Genomic DNA, 21212 nt, shown 5'->3' with positions numbered 1-21212 from the left:
GCCGCTTGCAGCTGGAAACTTACCGCTGCTCTAGAGCGCCCAGCGCAGCTGCGTGGGCAAGGGTGAAACGGGTTCCGGTTCCGGTGGCGAGCCGGGCAGTGACAGCACACGGTTGAGGACTTCGGTTTCCAGCGCCGCCAGGCGATGGGAACCCCGCACCCGCGGGCGTGGCAGCTCGACGTGCAGGTCGAGACCGACCTCGCCGTCCTCGATCAGGATCACCCGATCGGCAATCGCCACCGCTTCGCTGACATCGTGGGTGACCAGCAGCACGGTGAAGCCATGCTGCTGCCACAGGCGTTCGATCAACTGCTGCATCTCGATCCGCGTCAGGGCATCCAGCGCCCCCAGCGGCTCGTCCAGCAGCAACAGCCGCGGCTGGTGGATCAGGGCGCGGGCCAGGGCCACGCGCTGCTTCTGCCCACCGGACAGGGCCGCAGGCCATTCCTGGGCGCGGTCCGCCAGGCCCACGGCTTCCAGAGCTTGCAGGGCTTGCGGGCGCCAGTTGCCCTTGAGCCCGAGCCCGACGTTATCGATGACCTTTTTCCAGGGCAGCAGGCGCGCTTCCTGGAACATCAGCCGGGTGTCTTCAATGGCGGCGCTCAAGGGCGCGGAACCGGCCAGCAGTTCGCCGGCGCTGGGCTGGTCGAGGCCGGCCAGCAGGCGCAGCAAGGTACTTTTGCCGCAGCCGCTGCGCCCTACCACCGCCACGAACTGGCCGGCGGGAATGTGCAGGTCGATTTCCCGCAGCACCTGCCGCGAACCGAAAGTCTTTTGCAGTTTGCGCACTGCCAGGGGAATGCCCTGCAGCAGCCGCGGAGGTTGTTGAGCCGTCATTGGGCACCGCCTTTGGCGACTTGGTAGGCCGGATGCCAGCGCAGCCAGACCCGCTCCAGGCCACGCGCGGCCAGGTCCGCCAGCTTGCCGAGCACCGCGTACAGAACAATTGCCAGCACCACCACGTCGGTCTGCAGGAACTCCCGGGCGTTCATTGCCAGGTAGCCGATGCCGGAGCTGGCGGAAATGGTTTCGGCGACGATCAGGGTCAGCCACATGAAGCCCAGGGCAAAGCGCACCCCCACCAGGATCGAAGGCAGGGCGCCGGGCAGGATCACCTGGCGGAACAGGGCGAAGCCGGACAGGCCGTAGCTGCGGGCCATCTCCACCAGCGCCGGGTCGACATTGCGGATGCCGTGGTAGGTGTTGAGGTAGATCGGGAACAGCGTGCCCAGGGCCACCAGGAAAATCTTCGCCGACTCATCGATGCCGAACCACAGGATCACCAGGGGAATCAGCGCCAGGTGCGGCACATTGCGGATCATCTGCACCGAGCTATCCAGCAGCCGCTCGCCCCACTTCGACAGGCCGGTGATAAAGCCCAGCGCCAGGCCGATGCCGCCACCGATGACAAAACCCAGGCCGGCGCGCCAGCCGCTGATGGCCAGGTGAGTCCAGATGTCGCCGCTGCGCACCAGGCTGACACCGGCCTCGATCACTGCACTGGGAGCCGGCAGGATGCGGGTCGACAACCAGCCGGCCGACACCGATAACTGCCACACTGCGAGCAGTAGCAGCGGCAGCCCCCAGGGCGCCAGCCGCTGCACTATGCGTTGTCCATTCATGACCGCACCTCAGCTCTGGGACGCGGCTTTGGGAATGATGTCATTGGCGACCATCTCTCCGAACGGGCTGACATAACCTGCGGTCTCGGGCAGCTTGGGCCGCTCGATGTCCAGGTGCGGGAACAGCAGTTCCGCCACCCGATAGGATTCTTCCAGGTGTGGATAACCGGAGAAGATGAAGGTATCGATGCCCAGGTCCGCGTATTCCTGCATCCGCGCCGCCACGGTAGGGCCATCGCCCACCAGGGCGGTGCCGGCACCACCACGCACCAGGCCGACGCCGGCCCACAGATTGGGGCTGACTTCCAGCCTGTCGCGGCGGCCACCGTGCAGGGCCGCCATGCGCTGCTGGCCCACGGAGTCGAAGCGCGCCAGGGACGCCTGGGCCCGGGCAATGGTGTCATCGTCCAGGTGGGAGATCAGGCGTTCGGCGGCCTGCCAGGCCTCGGCATTGGTTTCCCGCACGATCACGTGCAGGCGAATGCCGAAGCGCACAGTGCGCCCAAGCTTGGCGGCCTTGTCTCGCACCTGCTGGATCTTCTCGGCCACGGCGGCCGGCGGCTCGCCCCAGGTCAGAACCATCTCCACCTGCTCGGCCGCCAGGTCCTGGGCCGCTTCCGAGGAACCGCCGAAATACAGCGGCGGGCGGGGTTGCTGCAGCGGCGGATAGAGCAGCTTGGCGCCCTTCACGCTGATGTGCTGGCCGTCGTAATCCACGGTTTCGCCTTCCAATACCCGGCGCCAGATACGGGTGAACTCCACTGAAGCCTGGTAGCGCTCTTCATGGTCGAGGAACAGGCCATCGCCGGCCAGTTCGTCCGGATCGCCACCGGTCACCAGGTTGAACAGCGCCCGGCCGCCAGACAGCCGATCCAGGGTCGCCGCCTGACGCGCCGCCACCGTCGGGGAAATGATCCCCGGGCGCAGGGCCACCAGGAACTTCAGGCGCTGGGTCACCGGAATCAACGAGGCCGCCACCAGCCAGGAATCCTCGCAGGAACGCCCGGTGGGAATCAGCACGCCGCCAAAGCCGAGCCGATCGGCCGCCTGGGCAATCTGCTGCAGGTAACCATGGTCGACGGCGCGAGCGCCTTCGGCGGTGCCAAGGTAATGGCCGTCGCCGTGGGTGGGCAGGAACCAGAAGATGTTGAGGCTCATGGAGTGGTCTCCTAAGGGGTCGAATTACGGCGCTTTGGCCACGGTGGCGGTCGGTGTCCAGATCACATCGGCAATGCGCAGCGGCTTGGGAATCAGCTTGAGCTGATAGAAGCTGTCGGCGATCTTCTGCTGTGCGGCGATGACTTCCGGGGTCAGGAAGCCTGCGCCATAGCCCTGGCGCTTGACCGAAGTCAGGGTGATATCGGTGGACAAGCCCAGCAGCGGCGCCACCTGTTCGGTGACCTCCTGCGGATTGGCCCTGGACCACTCGCCTACCGCCCGCACCTCCTCCACCAGGGCCTTGATCACCTCGGGATGCTGTTGGGTGTAGGGCTTGGTCGCCAGGTAGAACTGGTGGTTGTCGACAATGCCGCTGCCGTCACGCAGGGTGCGCGCCTGCAGTTGCTGCTCGGCGGCCGCCTGGTAGGGGTCCCAGATCACCCAGGCATCGACACTGCCACGCTCGAACGCGGCGCGGGCATCGGCCGGAGGCAGGAACACGGTCTGGATGTCGCTGTACTTGAGGCCGGCGTCTTCCAGGGCGCGAACCAGCAGGTAGTGGACGTTGGAGCCCTTGTTCAGCACCACCTTCTTGCCCTTGAGGTCCTGCACCGTCTTGATTGGCGAGTCCTTGGGCACCAGGATCGCTTCGCTGTGGGGAGCCGGTGGCTCATAGGCCACATAGAGCAGGTCGGCGCCGGCAGCCTGGGCGAACACCGGTGGTGTCTCGCCGGTCACACCGAAATCGATGGAGCCGACATTGAGCCCTTCCAGCAGTTGCGGGCCGCCGGGGAACTCGGTCCATTGCACGTCGACACCTTGCTGCGCCAGGCGTTTCTCCAGCGAACCCCGCGCCTTGAGCAACACCAGGGTGCCGTATTTCTGATAACCGATACGCAAGGTGTCGGCTTGAGCTTGAACAATGGCGCCGAAGGACACAGCCGCAGCAAACAGAGCGACCAGACCGCGACGCAAAATGACAGGGCGCATGGCGCTCTCCTTTTTGCTGTGGGGTTGTGGCTGCACCTGCTTGCCCGTTGGCGGGCGAGTAAGGCGAGTGTTTCAATCAGGGTGAAGCTCAAATGCTCCAGCGAGCACTCAACAGGCGTTCATTGAGCAGGTTCGGATCCAGCGGCTTGGGACGACGGGCCAGGGCGCTGTGAAACTGCTCCAGGGCCTCGTGCAGGCGCTGCTCCAGGGCTGGGGCCAACTGTGGCTGGGCGCTGCCCTCGCCGTAGGCGATCTGGCTGTCTTCGGCAAAGATGCCCTGGAGCATCTCCTGGGCCTTGAGCGCCGACAGCACCGGCTTCAGGGCGTAATCCACCGCCAGCATGTGGGCAATGCTGCCGCCGGTGGCCATGGGCAGCACCACCTTGTGGCTCAGGGCGCGCTCCGGCAGCAGGTCGAGCAGGGTTTTCAGGGCGCCGGAGAACGATGCCTTGTAGACCGGCGTAGCGATCAGCAGGCCATCGGCCTGTTCGATCTGTTGCAGCAGGTCGATGACCTTGGGGCTGTCGAAGCGTGCGTGAAGCAGATCCTCGGCCGGGAAGTCCCGGACCTGGTAACCGACCACTTCCACGCCTTGCTGCTGTAACCAGCGCTTGGACAACTCCAGCAGCACCCCGGAACGGGAGCGTTGGCTGGGACTGCCACCGAGAGAGACCACCAGCATGCAGGGAATTCCTTGAACGAAAGAGAGCGATTCGCGGGATGCGATCTCGCCGGACTGAACAGACATTAACAGCCTATTTTTATATCCATAAATCTTATTTATTCATTTGTTTATTCCATATATGCATATGCAAATCCCTGGACGACAGGCAAAAAAATAGGCCGTCGAAACGGCCCAAATCCCCTGCCTTGTGGATCTGTTACTCCTGCGTGCTGCGTAGGAGCGGGCTTGCCCGCGAAAGGGTCCGCGAAACTTGAACCGGCCTCACCACCGCCTTCGCCGGCAAGCCGGCTCCTACAGCGGTTAGTGGGTCAGCGGTTGGGTTGCGGGGTCAGGCGCAGGTAGGGCTTCACTGCGCGATACCCCTTGGGAAAGCGTCGCTTGATCTCTTCCTCGTCCTTGAGCGACGGCACGATCACCACCTCGTCACCGTCCTGCCAGTTGGCCGGGGTGGCCACCTTGTAGTTGTCGGTGAGTTGCAGTGAATCGATCACCCGGAGGATTTCGTTGAAGTTGCGCCCGGTGCTGGCCGGGTAGGTGATGGTCAGGCGAATCTTCTTGTTCGGGTCGATGACGAACAGCGAACGCACGGTCAAGGTGTCGCTGGCATTGGGGTGGATCAGGTCGTAGAGGTCCGAGACCTTGCGATCGGCATCCGCCAGGATCGGGAAGTTGACGACCGTGTGCTGGGTTTCGTTGATGTCCTCGATCCAGCGGTGATGGGAGTCCACCGGGTCCACCGACAGGGCAATGGCCTTCACTGAACGCTGGGCGAACTCGTCCTTGAGCTTGGCAGTGAACCCCAGCTCGGTGGTGCACACCGGGGTGAAATCCGCCGGATGGGAAAACAGCACGCCCCAGCTGTCGCCCAGCCACTCGTGGAAACGAATCTTGCCGGCACTGGAATCCTGTTCGAAGTCGGGGGCGATGTCGCCCAGTCTGAGGCTCATGGGTGCTGCTCCTGTGAGTGCGTTATGGAGCTACTCTGCCTGCACGGGAGACTATTTAAAAAGAATATATATCGATTTATTAATAACTTAATTGAATATTAAAAATCTCTTCACTGGACCATCGGACACAGGAAGACCACCCTTCTCAACAAGGTTCGAGAAGGCCTTGAGTAGCTGTAAAAAGAGGGGGACTCAGGAAGGGCTCACGGGGGTGGGCCTGACTTGAAGCAACACCTCGCCCGGCATTGCGCCGGGCGAGGCTTCAACCGCAATTACTTCAGCGGGATCGAATAGCTGACGATCAGGCGGTTTTCGTCCTGGTCGCGCTGGCCCGGAATGTCGTTACGCCACATGGCGTTTTTCCAGGTCAGACCCAGGTTCTTCAGTGGGCCTTGCGGAACCACGTAGGACAGGGTCAGGTCACGTTCCCACTCAGTGCCACCAGTGCCCAGAGTGGTTTTCTGCGCAGCGCCAACTTTACCGGCTGTGTCGATGTTGTTGCCACGCAGGTAGATGATACCGGCGGTCAGGCCAGGCACACCGACCTTGGCGAAGTCATAGGCGTAGCGAGCCTGCCAGGTACGCTCGCCAGCACGGGCGAACTTCTGGATCTGCATGTCGGTAATGGTGCTGTTGGACGAGCCGTCACCCTGGTTCAACCAAGGGAAATCGCTATCACCGTTGCTGTACTGGTAGCCGCCACCGAAGGTGTGGCCTTCAACCGAGTACAGGGCCAGGTAGCTGTACAGGTTGTTGTCGACCTTGCCTTTGGTGATTGCCGACAGGCCTTTGTCCGGGTAGTAGCCGGTGGTGTAGTAGGCAGCGGTGTCGCCGTTGGAACCGTTGTCACGGCTGCGGTAGTAGCGCAGGTCACTTTTCAGCACGCCAGGACCGATGGACCAGTTGTGCACCAGGCCCAGGAAGTTCTGCGAGTAGAAGTCCTTCAGCTCGCCGTAGTAGTACGAAGCGGTCAGATCCTTGGTGATCTTGTAGTCCGCACCACCGTAGTAGAACTTGTTGCTGAACTTGCCGGCATCATAGTTGGAGCCGGCGTTGGCTCCAGCGATGGACAGACCTTCGTTGTTGCTCGAGTTACGGCCCTTGGCGTGCTCGATCTGACCTGCAGTCAGGGTCAGGTCCTTGATCTCGTTGGAAGTGATCTGGCCACCCTGGAAGGTTTGTGGCAGCAGACGACCATCGTTGTACTTGATCACCGGGTTGTTAGGCATCAGGGTGCCGATTTTCAGCTCGGTCTGGGAAACCTTGACCTTGCCGGTCAGACCCAGGCTGGAATAATCGTTCACCGCTTGAGCGTTCTTGCCGCTGGAGGAGTGAGTCGGGAAAACAGTGCCACCGGAAGAAGTGGTGCTCGCGCCGTTGGTGCCGCCGCCGGAATCCAGACGCACGCCCAGCAGGCCGATTGCGTCCAGGCCAAAACCTACGGTGCCTTCGGTGTAGCCAGAGGTGAAGTTGAAAATGAAGCCTTGGCCCCATTCTTCCTGCTTGCTCTGGGCCTTCGCGGCTTTGGTATCGCCGTCGCGGTTGTCGGTATTGATGTAGAAGTTACGCAGCCCCAAGGTAGCTTTGCTGTCTTCGACAAAACCCGCGGCGCCTGCCTGCTGCGCCAAAACCCCTACGGCCACAGCCAGGGCCAAGGTGGACTTGTTCATGTATCGCTCCTCTCGTTTTCTAATTTTTGTGGTTCCTGGCCCCGGATCGAATGCCCGGGTGCCACAGATGCGCGATTAGCGCCAGACCGTGACCGATAAGTCAATCGTAACGATCTGTGTCTACGACCATGGTCTAATCGCAGTTATTTGGTCCATGCAGGGTAATGAATTACTCATAAACCCAAAAAGAATTGTTTAATTCTTTTTCATACCTTTCAGGAATAAAGCTCGCCACTCTCCCGACAAGAGATGCAGCGTAGACGCTTGCAAGCTTATTTCTGAAAGATATTCCCCTGGCTCAGCCCCCAAGATCCCCTGCGTGTACAAGCGCAAAACGTCATTCAGGATCAAAAAAGCGACGCAATCATGGCTAAGAGCCTATCCTCCCGTCAATTTGTTACAGTTTTTGTATCGAAATGAAATTTTTCTGACATGTGCAGCTGGCCGCCGCGGTTCGATCGATTGATCGGGCCGTGGCGGCTAGTTGTGCAAAGAGGCGGGCTCAGAGGGCTTTTTCGAAGATCTTCGAATTGCGCTGGTAGTTGTACAGCGAGGCCCGGGCCGATGGCAGGCGCTCGACACTGCTGGGCACGAAACCACGCTCGCGGAACCAGTGAGCGGTACGGGTGGTGAGGACGAACAGGGTCTTCAGGCCCTGGGCCCGAGCGCGGGCCTCGATCCTTTCCAGCAGTTCGTCGCCGCGCTTGCCATGGCGGTACTCGGGGTTCACCGCCAGGCACGCCAGCTCGCCGGCATCGGAATCGGCAATCTGGTACAGGGCCGCACAGGCGATGATCATGCCCTCGCGCTCCACCACGCTGAACTGCTCGATCTCGCGCTCCAGCACCTCGCGGGAACGCCGCACCAGGATGCCCTGCTCTTCCAGCGGGCTGATCAGGTCCAGCAAGCCGCCCACATCCTCGATCGCCGCCTCGCGCACCCGCTCGAACTGCTCCTGGGCCACCAGGGTGCCGCCGCCGTCGCGGGTGAAGAGTTCGGTGAGCAAGGCGCCGTCCTCGGCATAGCTGACGATATGGCTGCGTCCGACCCCGCCGCGGCACGCCTCGGCCGCTGCATCCAACAGCTCAGCCTGGTAGTTGCTGCCCAGACGCTGCAAGTGGGCCGGGACCTGCTGCGGGCGCAGCTCGCGCACCAGCTTGCCATTTTCGTCCAGCAGCCCCAGGTCGGCGCCGAACAGCAACAGCTTGTCGGCCCCCAGGTCGATGGCCGCGCGGGTGGCCACGTCTTCACAGGCCAGGTTGAAGGTCTCGCCGGTGGGCGAATAGCCCAGGGGCGACAGCAACACGATGGAGCGCTCGTCCAGCAGGCGGTTGATGCCCTTGCGATCGACCCGACGCACTTCGCCGGTGTGGTGATAGTCGACGCCTTCCAGCACGCCAATCGGGCGGGCGGTGACCAGGTTGCCGCTGGCCACCCGCAACCGCGAGCCCTGCATCGGCGAAGAGGCCATGTCCATGGACAGCCGCGCCTCGATGGCAATGCGCAGCTGGCCAACGGCGTCGATCACGCACTCCAGGGTCGCGGCGTCGGTGATCCGCAGGCCGTGGTGGTAATGCGGCGTCAGGCCACGGGCGGCCAGGCGGGCTTCGATCTGCGGGCGCGAGCCGTGCACCAGCACCAGGCGTACGCCCAGGCTGTGGAGCAGCACCAGGTCGTGAACGATGTTGCCGAAGTTGGGATGTTCAACGCCGTCGCCGGGCAGCATGACCACGAAGGTGCAGTCGCGGTGGGCGTTGATATAGGGAGACGCGTGGCGAAGCCAATTGACGTATTCGGGCATGAACCTGAGCCTGTAAATAAAAAGCAGCCTATGAAAGGACGAAACGGGAAACGCACAGCGGGCTGATGGTTATCGTCGGAACAGGCTTGGCAACACGCTTACTCTCCTCATGGGTACGGACAAAGGCACCGGCAATTTACTGAAATTGGGCCGGCGTCAGGCAGTAATGTTCAATCAACTCTCGTAATAGATGCACGGTAGGCTGCAAGCGTGACATTTCGAGGTACTCCCCCGGCTGGTGGGCGCAGGCAATATCGCCGGGGCCGAGCACCAGAGTCTCGCAGCCAAGGCGCTGAAGATAAGGCGCTTCGGTGCCAAACGCTACTGCTTCGGCGCGATGCCCGGTCAGCCGCTCCGCCACTCGCACCAACTCGGCATCCTCGGGCTGCTCGAACGGCGGCACCGCCGGGAACAGTGGCCCATAGTCGATCTTCACCTCATGGCGCTCGGCAATCGGCCGCAGCTTCTGCCGGATCGCCTCGCGCAGGGCTTGCGGGTCCATGCCCGGCAAGGGCCGCAGGTCGAACTCCAGGGAGCACTGGCCACAGATGCGGTTGGGATTGTCGCCCCCGTGGATGCAGCCGAAGTTCAGGGTCGGCTGCGGCACGCTGAACTGCGGATTGCGGTATTCACGCTGCCACAGCAGGCGCAGCCCGCGCAGTTCGCCGATGGCGTCATGCATGGCTTCCAGGGCACTGCGGCCCAGGCTCGGATCCGAGGAGTGGCCGCTGCGCCCGAGGATCTCGATGCGCTCCATCATCACCCCCTTGTGCAGGCGGATCGGCTTGAGCCCCGTAGGCTCGCCGATCACCGCCGCACGTCCCAGGGGACGACCGGCCTCGGCCAGGGCACGCGCCCCGGCCATGGAGCTTTCCTCGTCGCAGGTGGCCAGGACCAGCAAGGGCTGCTTGAACGGCTGCTCGAGCAGGGGCTGCACCGCCTCGATGATCAAGGCGAAAAAACCCTTCATGTCGCAACTGCCCAGGCCAATCCAACGGCCATCAGCCTCGGTCAGCTTCAGCGGATCGGTCTGCCACAGCGCCTCGTCGAACGGCACCGTATCACTGTGCCCGGCCAGCACCAGGCCGCCGGGGCCACTGCCAAAGCTGGCCAGCAGGTTGAACTTGCCCGGGCCGACCTGCTGGATATCGCAGGCGAACCCCAGATCACCGAGCCAACCGGCCAGCAGGTCGATCACCGGGCGGTTGGACTGGTCCAGGGCCGGCTGGGTGCAACTCACCGATGGCGTGGCGATCAATGCGGCGAACTGATCCTTCATGGACGGCAATGACATGAGCTGGCTCCGGAAGATCCCAAGATGAGGTCAATCATAGAGGCATCACGTGAACGGAAGGAACCGTCGCGGCACCTCCTGGCGCCTTGTCCTGTACACTGCACGGCCTTGGCAGCCAACTCTTCCCCGGCTGCGCTCCCGATCCTGGATTTTCCGGCCATGCAGAAAGAAACCGAAATCAAACTCCGCGTCAGCCGCGAAACCCTCGCCGCTTTGCGCGAGCACCCGCTGCTGAAAAAGCGCAACAAAAGTGGCTGGGAACGCCGTGAACTGATGAACCAGTACTTCGACACCCCAGAACGCGACCTGGCCCGGGCCAAGGTTGCCCTGCGCCTGCGCCGCGACGGTGACGCAGTGATCCAGACCCTCAAGACCAGCGGCCAGAGTGTCGCCGGCCTGTCCGAACGCAACGAGTACGACTGGCAGTTGCCCAAAGCCAAGCTCGACGTGAAGAAGCTCGAAGGCGAGTGCTGGCCCGAGGCCCTGGCCGAGCTGGACAAGAAGACCCTCAAGCCACTGTTCACCACGGATTTTGTTCGTGAGCGTGCAGAAATCGCCTGGGGCCGTGGCAAGGCCAAGGTAGTGATCGAGGCGGCCCTGGACCTGGGCCAGGTCATTGCCGGCAAGCAGAAGGAAGAAATCTGCGAGCTGGAACTGGAGCTGCGTGAGGGCGAACCGGCCGCGCTGCTGGAACTGGCGGCCGAGCTGGCTCTCACCCTGCCACTGATGCCCTGCGACATCAGCAAGGCCGAGCGTGGCTATCGCCTGTTCGATGCCGACAGCTATTCCCTGAGCCTGCCCGCCCCGCAACTGAGTGCCGAACTGGCGCTGGACGACGCCTTCGCCGCCCTCGCCTGGCACCTGCTGGGAAGCAGCCAGCGCCTGGCCGAGCAATATCGCTTCAACGGTCACTGGCGCCTGCTGCAGGACTGGGTAGACAACCTCGCCGAACTGCGGGCCCTGGCCAGCAGCCTGGGCCAGGCCGCGCCACGCCAGTCCACTGCGCAACTGCGCAGCGCCCTGGACGCCCTGCTCGAAGACTGGCGGCCACTGGTGCAGGCCGGCCTCGACGACGAAGACGTGCGCAAGGCCGCACCGGAGCAGTTCATCGAAGAGTTGCAGGACGTGCGTTGGGGCCTGTTCTCCCTGAACACCTCGCGCTGGTTGCTGGCCCGCGCCTGGACCGGCGACCGCAACACCCGTGGCAACCGTCAGGGCGCCGCGCAACTGGGCAGCTGGCTGCCGCGCCTGCTGGCCGAGGAAGCTACCTCCCTGCAGCTGCCGCGCTACCAGCAGCAACCCGAAGACCTGGCCGAGCAACTGCCGCGTATCGAACGCATCCAGGCCTGGTTGCATCACGCCCGGGCCGTGCTGGAGATTGCGGAACTGGACCGTCTCTACGGTGAACTGAACAAACTGGCACAACTGGCCAACGAGCCGATCACCGATGAAACCCTCGATGCCCGCAAGCAGCAGGCCATCGCGGTGTTCCAGAACCGTGCCTGGAAGACCCTGCTGCGCATGTAACGGCAGCGCCGCCCCAGCCCGCCGCCGCTCAGCCCATGACCGGCAGGCTGGTGGTGGACTTGATCTCCGACAAGGCAACGATCGAGTTCACTTCCTGAATCCCCGGCACCATGGACAGCTTCTCGAAGAAGAACCGTTCATACGCCTCGATATCCGCGGTCACGATGCGCAGCAGGAAATCCACCGCCCCCATCAGCACATAGCACTCCAGCACCTCCGGAAACCCGCGGATCGCTTCGGTGAATTCGGTGAAGTTGGAGCGCCCGTGGGCGTTGAGCTTGATCTCGGCAAAAATCTGCGTGTTGAGGCCGATCTTCTTGCGGTCGAGCAAGGTCACCTGGCCGCGAATCACCCCTTCTTCCTTCAAGCGCTGAATCCGTCGCCAGCACGGCGACTGGGACAATCCCACCTGCTCGGCGATCTGTGCGCTGGAGAGCGAAGCATCCTCTTGCAGCAACGCGAGAATCCGGCGATCGTAGGCGTCCAGCTCGCTATGCATAATCAATTCCTTAAATTTATATTTATCGAATAGAACAATTCGATTTAATCCAGAACTAGCCAATCTTAGATAAGAAATACCCGAAACCGCATGTAAAAATTTCTCCACTGATCTGGAGACCGCCATGCCCCTTCCTGACCCTGCTCCCCGCGCCGACGCCTGGTGCGTCAACAACGCTCACTGCCGCGTGCACTATCAGGTCGTCGCCGACGCCGAAGCCGACGTACTGTGTCGGGTGCTCAATCATTTCGCCCTGCAGTTCCTGGTGCCACAACGGGTCGCGGTGCTGCAAGAAGACGCCACGCTGTACATCGAAGTGGAGCTCGACGGCCTGAGCTGGCACCGGGCCCGAGTGATCAGTGAAAAGCTGCGCAACCTGATCAGCGTCTGCTCGGTGGAACTGCAACTGGCCGAACCAGCCCGCCTGCAGGCCGCGGGCTAAAGCCGGTAAAACCCTGCAACCCTTGGCCGACGGCTCCTCGGCTTGGCGGGACTATTCTTGGCACTTTGTGGTCAGAGACCCATCTCTCTATTGCCCCAAGGAGCCTCAATGGCCACAGCGCACACTTCCCAGGATCGCTGGCTGGACCTCAATGACCTGCTGCGGGACCTGCTTGGCCAGGGCCGCATCAGCCAGGAGGCTGCCGAGCAGGCGATGAGCGCCCGTCGCCAGGGGCTCGGCAGCTCCCTGCATCCCCTGGAGTTCCTCGCCAACCAGCACCTGCCGGACCTGCACCACCCGGACCGACGCCTGGACCTGGACAGCCTCACCTGCTGGCTCGCGCAGCAGGCCGGTCAGCCCTACCTGCGCATCGATCCCCTGCGCATCGACGTCGCCAGCATCACCCCCCTGATGTCCTACACCTTCGCCCAACGGCACAAGATCCTGGCCGTGGCCGTGGATGCCCAGGGCGTGACCGTGGCCAGTGCCCAGCCCTACGTCAGTGCCTGGGAGGCCGATCTGGCCCATGTCCTGAAGCGCCCGATCCGGCGAGTGGTGGCCAGCCCCGTGGAAATCCAGCGCCTGGCCCTGGAGTTCTATCGCCTGGCCAGGTCGGTGAGCGGGGCCACCAGCGAGCAGAAGGCCAGCAGCCTGGGCAGCTTCGAGCAGTTGCTCAAACTCGGGGCCAGCGACCAGGAACCCGATGCCGACGATGCCCACATCGTCAATATCGTCGACTGGCTGTTCCAGTACGCCTTCCAGCAACGGGCCAGCGATATCCACATCGAGCCCCGCCGCGAGCAAGGCACCCTGCGTTTTCGCATCGACGGGGTGTTGCACAACGTCTACCAGTTCCCGCCCCAGGTCACCCTGGCCATCGTCAGCCGCCTCAAGAGCCTGGGGCGGATGAACGTCGCGGAAAAACGCAAACCCCAGGATGGCCGGGTCAAGACCCGCACGCCCGAAGGCAGCGAAATCGAATTGCGGCTCTCGACCCTGCCCACCGCCTTCGGCGAAAAGCTGGTGATGCGCATCTTCGACCCCCAGGTGCTGCTCAAGGATTTCGACCAGCTGGGCTTCTGCGCCGACGACCTGAGCCGCTGGCAGGCCATGACCACTCAGGCCAACGGCATCATCCTGGTCACCGGCCCCACCGGCTCGGGCAAGACCAGCACCCTCTACACCACCCTGAAAAAGCTCGCGACCCCCGAGGTCAACCTGTGCACCATCGAAGACCCGATCGAGATGATCGAGCCGGCGTTCAACCAGATGCAGGTCCAGCACAACATCGACCTGAGCTTTTCCAGCGGTGTCCGGGCCCTGATGCGCCAGGACCCGGACATCATCATGATCGGCGAGATCCGCGACCTGGAAACCGCGGAAATGGCCATCCAGGCTGCGCTCACCGGGCACTTGGTGCTGTCCACCCTGCACACCAACGACGCCCCCGGCGCCATCAGCCGGTTGCTGGAACTGGGGGTGCCCCATTACCTGATCAAGGCCACCCTGATCGGGGTCATGGCCCAGCGCCTTCTGCGCACCCTCTGCCCCTACTGCAAGGTTCCCGCCGAGCTGACGGCGGGTGACTGGGAAAACCTGACCGGAACCCAGCACCTGCCACCTGCTGCCGACGGCCAGCGCGCGGTGGGCTGCGCCGAATGCCGGGGTACCGGTTACCACGGGCGCACCGGGGTCTACGAAATCATGCCCTTGGGTTCATCCCTCAAGGCCCTGATCCATCGCGACCTGGATCTTGCCCGCCTGCACCGCCAGGCCTGCGCCGATGGCATGCGCAGCCTGCGCCTGGCTGCCGCGCACAAGGTTGCCCAAGGCCTGACCAGCCTTGAGGAAGTGCTACGGGTCACGCCCGGCAACCAGCCCCCATAGCAGCACCGGAGGCGAACCCCAGGCGCTGGACTACGCTTGAATCACCGCCGAGATAAGCAAGGAGCCCGGTATGAACATTCGTCAAAACATGCTCGCCACCGGGGTTGTCAGCCTCCTGGCCATTGCCCTGGTGGCCGGGCTGGGTTTATGGGGCCAGTCACGCCTGGCGCGGGCACTGGTGGACAACGAGCTCAACGCCAGCGCCCTGCGCAACCACCTGGAGGCCGACATGATGCACGACGCCCTGCGGGCCGATGTGCTGGAGGCCCTGAGCAGCCAGCCCGGCGATGCCGCCGCTGGCGATGAGGTCCGCAACAGCCTGCGCGAACACGGCGACTGGTTCCGCAAGGCCCTGGCGGAAAACGCCAGGTTGCCCCTGGCTCCGGAAATCCGCAACGCCATCACCGAGCTGCAACCGGTGCTGGAAAACTACATTCATGCCGCCGAGAACATCGCCGGGCAGGCCCTCAACGACCCACAGGCCGCGCGCCTGCACATGCCGGAGTTCTCCCAGCGCTTCAGCGAAGTGGAGAGCCGCAACGCCGCCCTCAGCAGCCAGATCGAAGCCAGCACCGCCCAAACCCGCGAACTCAGTGAAAGTGCGGTCCGCCAGGCCGCCTGGTGGCTGATCGGCGGCAGTCTGCTGGCCGCCCTGGCACTGGCCCTGTTGACCCGGCAACTGCTCAACCGGGTGCTCAAACCCCTGGAAAAATCCGTGGCCACGGCCCGGGCCATTGCCCAGGGCAACCTGACCACGCCCATCAGCGTCGACAGGCATGACGAGGCCGGCCAACTGCAACAGGCCCTTGGAGAAATGCAAGACAACCTGCGGCAGATGATCACCACCATCCGTCATGAAAGCGAAGAGTTGCGTGGCCGCTCCCACAGCCTCAGCGACACGTCGCTGAGCATTGCCGACGGCGCCAGCGAGCAGGCCGACGGCGCCACCAACATGGCCGCCGCCATGGAGCAGATGATCAGCAATATCGCCCAGGTGGCCGAACACGCGCGCAATGCCCAGGGCATTGCCGCCCAGTCCGAATCCCTGGCCGGTAGCGGCGGCCAGGTAATCCTCGGGGTCGTGGACGGCATGAGCCATATTGCCGAGGCGGTGAACCAGTCTTCCCGCAGCATCACCGCCCTGGGCCAGTCCTCAGAAGAGATCCACTCGATCATCCAGGTGATCAACGGCATCGCCGAGCAGACCAACCTGCTGGCCCTGAACGCCGCCATCGAAGCCGCCCGAGCCGGGGAAGCCGGCCGGGGGTTCGCCGTGGTGGCTGACGAAGTGCGCAATCTGGCAGCCCGCACCGCACAGTCCACCCGGGAAATCACCGGCATGATCGAACGCATCCGGGAAACCACCGAACAAGCCGTGAACAGCATGCAAACCGGGGTCAGCCGGGTCAACGACGGGGTCCAGATGGCCCAGCAGGCGGGCACCTCGATCAACGAGATCCGCCAGGGCGCCCAGCGCTCGGCGGTGATGGTGGAGGAGATTTCCCTCACCATCGGCGAGCAGTCCAAGGCCAGTAGCGAAGTGGCGCAACGGGTGGAGATGATCAGCCTGGTAGCCCGGCGCAACAGCCAGGCCATGCGTGAGCTGACCCAAACCGTCGAGCAGATGGAAAACTCCGTGGCCACCTTGCAGACCTCGGTCACCCGCTTCCAACTGTGAGGCCACGGGCACGCCGGTGATGTGTGTCCTGATGATACAAGGGCCACGGTATCTCTGCGCACGACCGGGCGCCGCCGTACACTCGCCCACCTGTGCCCCTTGATCACCTCTGAGCAGGAGAATGTTATGCAGATCGGAAGCGTGTTGTTACTTTTCGTCGGCCTCGCCGTGGCCATCGTGTTCATGGGTTTCAAGGTCGTGCCCCAGGGCTACCAATGGACCGTGGAACGCTTCGGCCGCTACACCAACACCCTGAAGCCGGGGCTGAACATCATCATTCCGGTGATGGACCGCATCGGACGCAAGATCAACGTGATGGAAAGCGTGCTCGACATTCCGCCACAGGAAGTCATCACCGCCGACAACGCCACGGTGCAGATCGACGCCGTGTGTTTCTTCCAGGTGGTCAATACCGCCCAGGCGGCCTATGAGGTCAACAACCTCGAGCACGCCATCCGCAACCTGCTGCAGACCAACATCCGCACCGTGCTCGGCTCCATGGAGCTGGATGCGATGCTCAGCCAGCGTGACGGGATCAACGAGAAGCTCCTGCGCACCGTCGACGAAGCCACTGCGCCCTGGGGGATCAAGATCACCCGGATCGAGATCAAGGACATCAGCCCGCCCGCCGACCTGATGGCGGCCATGTCCGGGCAGATGAAGGCCGAGCGGGTCAAGCGCGCACAGATCCTCGAAGCCGAAGGGCTGCGGGCAGCAGCCATTCTGACCGCCGAAGGCAAGAAGCAGGCGCAGATTCTGGAAGCCGAAGGCGAGCGCCAGGCAGCCTTCCTCGAATCCGAGGCCCGGGAGCGCCAGGCCGAGGCCGAGGCCCGAGCGACTCAGGTGGTGTCCGAGGCGATAGCCAACGGCAACGTTCAGGCAATCAACTATTTCGTGGCCCAAAAGTACGTCGATGCCCTGGGCAAGCTGGCCTCGGCCAACAACAGCAAAGTGATCCTGATGCCGCTGGAGGCCAGCCAGGTGATTGGCGCCGTGGGCGGCATCGGCGAGATCGTCAGAGCCACGTTCGACGGCAAGAAGGTCTGAGGCGCGATCCATGTTGGCATTCCTGCAAGCACTATCGTTCTGGGACTGGCTGGCCCTGGGCACCGTATTGCTGATATTCGAGGTGTTCGGTGCCGGCGGCTATCTGCTGTGGATCGGCCTGGCAGCCGCCGCCGTGGGGGTCCTGACCTTCCTGATTCCCGGCTTGTCATGGGAAGTTCAGTTCCTCTTGTTCGGCCTGCTGTCGGTTATGACGGCGCTGTACTGGTGGCGACGCCAGCGCAGCGTGGCGCGTCCCAGCGACCAGCCCAACCTGAACCTGAGGGGCCAGGAACTGATCGGCAAGACCTTCGTGGTGCATCAGGCGATCGTCGACGGCCGCGGCCGGATCAAGGTTGCCGACGGCGTGTGGATCGCCAAGGGCGCCGATGCCCCCGTGGGCGCCCGGGTGCGGGTGACCGGTCAGGAAGGGGCCGTCCTGCTGGTCGAAAACCTTGACTGATGGGTCACGGAACTCCGCCAGGCTATCTAGAATCAAACAGTGCAGATCCCCCCAGTTGGAGTCACCCATCATGCGTCTGAAAATAGCTGTCGTTACCCTTGCCCTGCTTTCTCTTCCCGTTGGTTCGGCAATGGCCGACACCTTCTGGCGTAACGTCATTTCCTCCGGTGCCACCACCGGCTCCACCTACCTGACCTTCAAGGACCACAAGCTGATCGTGGCCGCCCAGGACGATGCCGGCAGCTTCGTCGCCAGTGAAGGCAGCATTCGCGGCCCCTATCTGGAAGCCGCCATGCAGAAAGTTCGTGCCGACAACCCCGGCCTCAAGGCCACCGATATGGAGCTGGCCAACGCGATCCTGGCCAAGAATGCGGTGGCTGGGGAGTGACATCGCATAAGGAAATCATGATGCCGCTCGAATGAGCGGCATTTTTTTTGCCGGAAAAACACCCGACAAAAGGCCTCGCAAGCCACCAGGCATGCGGGGTGCAACCGAGGCCAGGCGCCTTCAGAGGAGATGACTGAGGCCTCAAGGGCCGCCGCAGACTCGGAGCTTGCGACCGCTACGCGCCGGAGCCGGTCGACCGAGCGCCAGCAAGCTCCCTGGCCACAAGCGAGGGACTAAGGCTCGCGGTAGGTGTCCAGCGGTACACAGGCGCAGAAAAGGTTGCGGTCACCGTAGACGTTGTCCACCCGGTTCACCGTCGGCCAGTACTTGTGGGCGCGGGTGTGGGCGCTGGGCAGCACCGCCTGCTCGATGCTGTAGGGCCGCTCCCAGAGTCCGGTGATGTCCGCCAGCGTGTGGGGCGCGCCCTTGAGCGGATTGTCCTCGGCAGGCCAGTTGCCCTCCTGTACCTGGGCAATCTCCGCGCGAATGTTCAGCATGGCCTCGATAAACCGGTCGAGTTCGGCCTTGGACTCGCTTTCCGTGGGCTCCACCATCAGCGTACCCGGCACCGGAAACGACATGGTCGGGGCATGGAAGCCGTAGTCCATCAGGCGCTTGGCCACATCTTCCTCGCTGATGCCGGTCAGGGCCTTGAGCGGGCGCAAATCGAGGATGCATTCGTGGGCCACCCGACCATTGCGCCCGCTGTAGAGCACGGGAAAGGCTCCGTTGAGCTGTTCGGCCAGGTAGTTGGCTGCCAGGATTGCCACCTCGCTGGCATCTGCCAGTTGCGGCCCCATCAGGGCGATGTACATCCAGCTGATGGGCAGAATGCTCGCACTCCCCCAGGGAGCTGCGCTGACCGCGCCGTTTTCCGCCAGCGGACCGTCGAGCGGCACCACCGGGTGATTGGCAACAAAAGGCGCCAGGTGCGCGCGCACGCCGATCGGCCCCATCCCCGGCCCGCCGCCGCCATGGGGAATGCAAAAGGTCTTGTGCAGGTTCATGTGGGAGACATCGGCACCGATGTCTGCGGGCCGAGCCAGCCCCACCTGGGCATTGAGGTTGGCACCGTCCATGTACACCTGGCCGCCGTGGCTGTGGATAACTTCGCAGATGCGGCTGATGCCTTCTTCATAGACGCCGTGGGTCGAAGGATAAGTCGCCATCAGGCAGGACAGGCGATTGCCCGCGGCCTGGGCCTTGGCTTGCAGGTCGTCCAGGTCGACGTTGCCGGCTTCGTCGCACTCGACGATCACCACCTGCATCCCGGCCATCTGCGCCGAAGCCGGGTTGGTGCCATGGGCCGAGGCCGGGATCAGGCAGATACTCCGCTCGCCCTGGTGACGGCTCTCGTGATAGCGACGAATGGCCAGCAGCCCGGCGTATTCACCCTGGGCCCCGGAGTTGGGTTGCATGCAGATCGCATCGAAACCGGTGATGGCACACAACCAGCGCTCCAGCTCTTCGATCAGCACACCGTAGCCGGCAGCCTGCTCCCTTGGGGCAAAGGGATGCAGGTTGGCGAACTCCGGCCAGGTGATGGGGATCATCTCGCTGCTGGCATTGAGCTTCATGGTGCAGGAGCCCAGGGGGATCATCGACTGGTTGAGCGCCAGGTCCTTGTTTTCCAATTGCTTGAGGTAGCGCAGCATTTCGGTTTCGCTGCGATGGGCAGAAAACACCGGGTGAGTCAGGTAGCGGCTGCGGCGCAACAGGTGCTCGGGAAGACCCGACTCCAGCGCTTCGGCATCCAGCTCGGCAACGTCCAGCCCATGGTCGGCGCCGAGGAACACATCCAGCAGCCGGGCGACAGTGGTCTCATCGCAAGTCTCATCCAGACTCAGCCCCAGCCGGCCGCGCCCGAGAATCCGCAGGTTGATCTGCAGCGCCTTGGCGCTCTCGATGATGGCCGTCTGGCTGCCGCCAACATCCAGGGTCAGGGTGTCGAAGAAATGCCGGTTGATCCGCACCATGCCGTGGCGCTCAAGGCCGGCGGCGAGGATGCAGGTCAGCCGGTGCACCCGCTGGGCAATGCGCTTGAGCCCTTCAGGCCCGTGGTAGACCGCATAGAAGCTGGCGATATTGGCCAACAGCACCTGGGCGGTACAGATGTTGGAGTTGGCCTTCTCGCGGCGGATATGCTGCTCCCGGGTTTGCAGGGCCATGCGCAGGGCCACCTGGCCCCGGGCATCCCTGGACACACCGATGATGCGCCCGGGCATCGCCCGCTTGTACTCGTCGCGGCAGGCGAAGAATGCCGCATGAGGACCGCCGTAGCCCATGGGCACGCCAAAACGCTGGGAAGACCCCAGGACCACATCGGCCCCCAGTTCCCCCGGCGGAGTCAGCAACAGCAGGCCGAGCAGGTCCGCTGCAACGCACGCCAGGGCCTGCTGGGCATGCAACTGGTCGATCAGCGGCCGCAGGTCGCGGATCTCGCCATGGGTATCGGGGTATTGCAGCAAGGCGCCGAACACCTGATGGGCCGCCAGGTTATCCACAGCATCGACGACCAGCTCGACACCAAAACCCTCGGCACGGGTGCGCACCACGGAGATGGTCTGCGGATGGCAGTGCTCATCGACAAAGAACAGATTGCTCCGGGACTTGGCCACGCGCTTGGCCAGGGCCATGGCTTCGGCCGCCGCAGTGGCCTCGTCCAGCAGCGAGGCGTTGGCCAGGTCGAGGCCGGTGAGGTCAATGGTCAATTGCTGGAAGTTCAGCAGGGCCTCGAGCCGGCCCTGGGCGATCTCGGGCTGGTAAGGCGTGTAGGCGGTGTACCAGCCGGGGTTCTCCAGCACGTTGCGCAAGATCACCGACGGCGTCAGGGTGCCGTGATAGCCCATGCCGATCAGGCTGGTCCAGACCTGGTTCTGTGCGGCATAGCCCTTGAGCCTGGCGAGGGCGGCCGGCTCATCCAGGGCCGGAGGCAGGTCCAGGGCTCGATTCAGGCGAATGCCCGGCGGCACGGTCTGTTCGATCAGCTCATCCCGGCTCCCCAGCCCGAGGCTGGCAAGCATGGCCTGCTGCTCTTCGGCATCAGGGCCCAGGTGCCGCTGGAGAAATGCATTGGGCTCGCGTAACTGGCTCAGGGATGGCGACTGGGACATGACA

General features: G+C 63.5%; 18 protein-coding genes and 1 pseudogene. 8 read left to right on the top strand and 11 right to left on the bottom strand.

The window, feature by feature from the left end; genetic code table 11:
• Positions 1-30: 30 nt before the first annotated feature.
• The 9 genes from ssuB to argE form a co-directional block, all read right to left on the bottom strand.
• Complete coding sequence (gene ssuB, locus U873_RS0125580; RefSeq protein WP_011064107.1) at positions 31-837, bottom strand: aliphatic sulfonates ABC transporter ATP-binding protein; 807 nt, start codon at positions 835-837, stop codon at positions 31-33.
• Positions 834-1622, bottom strand: coding sequence for an aliphatic sulfonate ABC transporter permease SsuC (gene ssuC / locus U873_RS0125575; protein WP_011064108.1), 789 nt, complete (start codon positions 1620-1622; stop codon positions 834-836). Before ssuC ends, ssuB begins: the two co-directional genes overlap by 4 nt.
• Before the next feature lie 9 nt (positions 1623-1631).
• The gene (gene ssuD / locus U873_RS0125570) at positions 1632-2780 is read right to left on the bottom strand and encodes an FMNH2-dependent alkanesulfonate monooxygenase (RefSeq protein WP_025130951.1); all 1149 of its coding nucleotides are present in this window, start codon (positions 2778-2780) and stop codon (positions 1632-1634) included.
• Positions 2781-2804: 24 nt separating this feature from the next.
• Positions 2805-3770: a sulfonate ABC transporter substrate-binding protein gene (locus U873_RS0125565; RefSeq protein ID WP_025130950.1), complete on the bottom strand. Its 966-nt coding sequence runs from the start codon at positions 3768-3770 to the stop codon at positions 2805-2807.
• Positions 3771-3858: 88 nt separating this feature from the next.
• Positions 3859-4452 carry an NADPH-dependent FMN reductase gene (gene ssuE / locus U873_RS0125560; protein ID WP_025130949.1) on the bottom strand — a complete coding sequence of 198 codons (594 nt, stop codon included), beginning with the start codon at positions 4450-4452 and terminating at the stop codon, positions 3859-3861.
• Between the two features lie 311 nt (positions 4453-4763).
• Positions 4764-5402: a peroxiredoxin gene (locus tag U873_RS0125555; protein ID WP_025130948.1), complete on the bottom strand. Its 639-nt coding sequence runs from the start codon at positions 5400-5402 to the stop codon at positions 4764-4766.
• A gap of 272 nt (positions 5403-5674) precedes the next feature.
• The gene (locus U873_RS0125550) at positions 5675-7072 is read right to left on the bottom strand and encodes an OprD family porin (protein WP_025130947.1); all 1398 of its coding nucleotides are present in this window, start codon (positions 7070-7072) and stop codon (positions 5675-5677) included.
• Positions 7073-7574: 502 nt separating this feature from the next.
• The gene (argA, locus tag U873_RS0125545) at positions 7575-8873 is read right to left on the bottom strand and encodes an amino-acid N-acetyltransferase (protein WP_025130946.1); all 1299 of its coding nucleotides are present in this window, start codon (positions 8871-8873) and stop codon (positions 7575-7577) included.
• Between the two features lie 136 nt (positions 8874-9009).
• Positions 9010-10167: an acetylornithine deacetylase gene (argE, locus tag U873_RS0125540; RefSeq protein WP_025130945.1), complete on the bottom strand. Its 1158-nt coding sequence runs from the start codon at positions 10165-10167 to the stop codon at positions 9010-9012.
• Positions 10168-10326: 159 nt separating this feature from the next.
• Between argE and U873_RS0125535 the strand changes: the two genes are divergently transcribed.
• Entirely contained in the window at positions 10327-11694 is a 1368-nt protein-coding gene (locus U873_RS0125535; protein WP_025130944.1) for an inorganic triphosphatase, read from the top strand.
• Between the two features lie 28 nt (positions 11695-11722).
• Here U873_RS0125535 and U873_RS0125530 read toward each other — a convergent pair whose 3' ends face one another.
• Positions 11723-12193 carry an Lrp/AsnC family transcriptional regulator gene (locus U873_RS0125530; protein WP_025130943.1) on the bottom strand — a complete coding sequence of 157 codons (471 nt, stop codon included), beginning with the start codon at positions 12191-12193 and terminating at the stop codon, positions 11723-11725.
• A 124-nt stretch (positions 12194-12317) separates the two neighbouring features.
• Here U873_RS0125530 and U873_RS0125525 point away from each other — a divergent pair, with 124 nt between their 5' ends.
• The 7 genes and pseudogenes from U873_RS0125525 (at position 12318) to U873_RS0125500 (ending at position 18095) form a co-directional block, all read left to right on the top strand.
• Positions 12318-12635 carry a hypothetical protein gene (locus U873_RS0125525; protein ID WP_025130942.1) on the top strand — a complete coding sequence of 106 codons (318 nt, stop codon included), beginning with the start codon at positions 12318-12320 and terminating at the stop codon, positions 12633-12635.
• 108 nt (positions 12636-12743) lie between these two features.
• Positions 12744-14522, top strand: a complete 1779-nt coding sequence (locus U873_RS0125520; protein WP_025130941.1) for a GspE/PulE family protein — start codon at positions 12744-12746, stop codon at positions 14520-14522.
• 70 nt (positions 14523-14592) lie between these two features.
• Positions 14593-15345 (top strand): annotated as a pseudogene (locus tag U873_RS37730) (HAMP domain-containing protein); the annotation flags it as partial.
• Positions 15337-16200 (top strand): methyl-accepting chemotaxis protein, encoded by an 864-nt coding sequence (locus U873_RS37725; RefSeq protein ID WP_370505726.1) that lies wholly within the window; start codon positions 15337-15339, stop codon positions 16198-16200. The pseudogene U873_RS37730 and the gene U873_RS37725, both read left to right, overlap by 9 nt.
• A 126-nt stretch (positions 16201-16326) precedes the next feature.
• Positions 16327-17247 carry an SPFH domain-containing protein gene (locus U873_RS0125510; RefSeq protein WP_025130939.1) on the top strand — a complete coding sequence of 307 codons (921 nt, stop codon included), beginning with the start codon at positions 16327-16329 and terminating at the stop codon, positions 17245-17247.
• Positions 17248-17257: 10 nt separating this feature from the next.
• The gene (locus tag U873_RS0125505) at positions 17258-17707 is read left to right on the top strand and encodes an NfeD family protein (protein WP_025130938.1); all 450 of its coding nucleotides are present in this window, start codon (positions 17258-17260) and stop codon (positions 17705-17707) included.
• 70 nt (positions 17708-17777) lie between these two features.
• Positions 17778-18095, top strand: coding sequence for a DUF2388 domain-containing protein (locus U873_RS0125500; protein WP_025130937.1), 318 nt, complete (start codon positions 17778-17780; stop codon positions 18093-18095).
• 233 nt (positions 18096-18328) lie between these two features.
• Here the strand turns inward: U873_RS0125500 and gcvP are convergent, their stop codons facing one another.
• A complete protein-coding gene (gene gcvP / locus U873_RS0125495; RefSeq protein WP_025130936.1) occupies positions 18329-21208 on the bottom strand; it encodes an aminomethyl-transferring glycine dehydrogenase in 2880 nt (959 codons plus the stop codon).
• Positions 21209-21212: the final 4 nt, after the last annotated feature.

The sequence above is a fragment of the Pseudomonas sp. PH1b genome, assembly GCF_000633395.1.
GTDB lineage: Bacteria > Pseudomonadota > Gammaproteobacteria > Pseudomonadales > Pseudomonadaceae > Aquipseudomonas.
The sequence above is the reverse complement of the archived record's forward strand: the minus strand, read 5'-3'. Positions and strand labels throughout refer to the sequence as shown.

Excerpts from the sequence above, each read along its gene's own strand:
- ssuB (WP_011064107.1), bottom strand. The coding sequence starts at position 837 with ATGACGGCTCAACAACCTCCGCGGCTGCTGCAGGGCATTCCCCTGGCA.
- ssuC (WP_011064108.1), bottom strand. The coding sequence starts at position 1,622 with ATGAATGGACAACGCATAGTGCAGCGGCTGGCGCCCTGGGGGCTGCCG.
- ssuD (WP_025130951.1), bottom strand. The coding sequence starts at position 2,780 with ATGAGCCTCAACATCTTCTGGTTCCTGCCCACCCACGGCGACGGCCAT.
- U873_RS0125565 (WP_025130950.1), bottom strand. The coding sequence starts at position 3,770 with ATGCGCCCTGTCATTTTGCGTCGCGGTCTGGTCGCTCTGTTTGCTGCG.
- ssuE (WP_025130949.1), bottom strand. The coding sequence starts at position 4,452 with ATGCTGGTGGTCTCTCTCGGTGGCAGTCCCAGCCAACGCTCCCGTTCC.
- U873_RS0125555 (WP_025130948.1), bottom strand. The coding sequence starts at position 5,402 with ATGAGCCTCAGACTGGGCGACATCGCCCCCGACTTCGAACAGGATTCC.
- U873_RS0125550 (WP_025130947.1), bottom strand. The coding sequence starts at position 7,072 with ATGAACAAGTCCACCTTGGCCCTGGCTGTGGCCGTAGGGGTTTTGGCG.
- argA (WP_025130946.1), bottom strand. The coding sequence starts at position 8,873 with ATGCCCGAATACGTCAATTGGCTTCGCCACGCGTCTCCCTATATCAAC.
- argE (WP_025130945.1), bottom strand. The coding sequence starts at position 10,167 with ATGTCATTGCCGTCCATGAAGGATCAGTTCGCCGCATTGATCGCCACG.
- U873_RS0125535 (WP_025130944.1), top strand. The coding sequence starts at position 10,327 with ATGCAGAAAGAAACCGAAATCAAACTCCGCGTCAGCCGCGAAACCCTC.
- U873_RS0125530 (WP_025130943.1), bottom strand. The coding sequence starts at position 12,193 with ATGCATAGCGAGCTGGACGCCTACGATCGCCGGATTCTCGCGTTGCTG.
- U873_RS0125525 (WP_025130942.1), top strand. The coding sequence starts at position 12,318 with ATGCCCCTTCCTGACCCTGCTCCCCGCGCCGACGCCTGGTGCGTCAAC.
- U873_RS0125520 (WP_025130941.1), top strand. The coding sequence starts at position 12,744 with ATGGCCACAGCGCACACTTCCCAGGATCGCTGGCTGGACCTCAATGAC.
- U873_RS37725 (WP_370505726.1), top strand. The coding sequence starts at position 15,337 with ATGCAAGACAACCTGCGGCAGATGATCACCACCATCCGTCATGAAAGC.
- U873_RS0125510 (WP_025130939.1), top strand. The coding sequence starts at position 16,327 with ATGCAGATCGGAAGCGTGTTGTTACTTTTCGTCGGCCTCGCCGTGGCC.
- U873_RS0125505 (WP_025130938.1), top strand. The coding sequence starts at position 17,258 with ATGTTGGCATTCCTGCAAGCACTATCGTTCTGGGACTGGCTGGCCCTG.
- U873_RS0125500 (WP_025130937.1), top strand. The coding sequence starts at position 17,778 with ATGCGTCTGAAAATAGCTGTCGTTACCCTTGCCCTGCTTTCTCTTCCC.
- gcvP (WP_025130936.1), bottom strand. The coding sequence starts at position 21,208 with ATGTCCCAGTCGCCATCCCTGAGCCAGTTACGCGAGCCCAATGCATTT.